At 68.7% G+C, this 1012-nt stretch carries 2 protein-coding genes; both read right to left on the bottom strand.

Annotated features, from left to right (window positions below; all coding sequences use genetic code 11):
- Positions 1–545: SDR family NAD(P)-dependent oxidoreductase (locus tag J0J06_RS16845; RefSeq protein WP_294043872.1), on the bottom strand; the 545-nt coding region annotated here is incomplete at its 3' end.
- The coding region (locus J0J06_RS16850; protein WP_294043873.1) for an acyl-CoA dehydrogenase family protein at positions 542–1012 on the bottom strand (471 nt) is incomplete at its 5' end. The genes J0J06_RS16845 and J0J06_RS16850, both read right to left, overlap by 4 nt.

Consider the following 1012-nt stretch of genomic DNA (forward strand, 5'->3'; position numbering starts at 1 on the left):
TCGGTGGTGCGCACCACGGCCGCCTTGCTGATCGAATAGAGCGCCGCCCCCTGGCCGCGATAGTTGTAGGCAGCGGCCGAGGCGATGTTGACGATGCGCCCCGGCTTGCCGGCCGCGATCAGCCGCCGGGCGACCTCGCAGGACAGCACGTAGGGCGCACGTATGTTGATGTCGATCACCCGGTCGACCAGCTCGAGCGGCATCTTGTGCGCCCGCTGCGCATCGGGAATGCCGGCATTGTTCACCAGGATGGTGACCAGCCCCAGCGCGTCCTCGGCCTTGGCGACCGCCGCGACGAGCTGGTTGGCATCGGTGGCATCCATCGCGACCGGATGCGCCTGGCCGCCCGCCGCGCGGATTTCCGCCGCCACCGCCTCCAGCCGGTCGATCCGGCGGGCCGCCAGCGCCACCTTGGCGCCGCAGCTCGCCAGCACCTTGGCGAAGCGCAAGCCGAGCCCGGACGATGCGCCGGTGACCAGCGCCGTCTGGCCCTTGAGGTCGGTCGATACGTTGGGAAGAGGATAGGTCATGGTCTTGTCGCTCACGGTTTGGCCTTGCCGCTGGTCGGGATGTCCTTGAACGGCACGTCCTTATCGACACGGATGTCGCCGGGCAGCCCGAGCACGCGCTCGCCGATGATGTTGCGCAGGATCTCGTCCGAACCGCCCTCGATGCGCGTCGCCGGCGAGCGCATCAGCAAGGCCTGGAAGCGGCCATCCTGAGGACTGGACTTGTCCCAGACGACGCCGGCCTGGCCCTGCAGGTCGAGGGCGAACATAGCCAGCTCCTGCATGGTGCTGCCGGCCACCAGCTTGCCGATCGAGCTTTCCGGCCCCGGCGTCTGGCCTTTGCTCAGCGCCGTGATCGCCCGCATGCCGGTGTAGCGCAGCCCGCTCTGCCTCACCGCGAACTGCGCGAGCTTGGAGCGCACCGCCGGATCGCTGACCGCCGGCCGGTCGTCGATCTCCGCTTCGAGACAGAAGCTGAACAGCTCGGGGAAGTAGGTCGACAT

It is taken from the genome of Sphingomonas sp., assembly GCF_017304615.1.
Taxonomy (GTDB): Bacteria; Pseudomonadota; Alphaproteobacteria; order Sphingomonadales; family Sphingomonadaceae; genus Sphingomonas.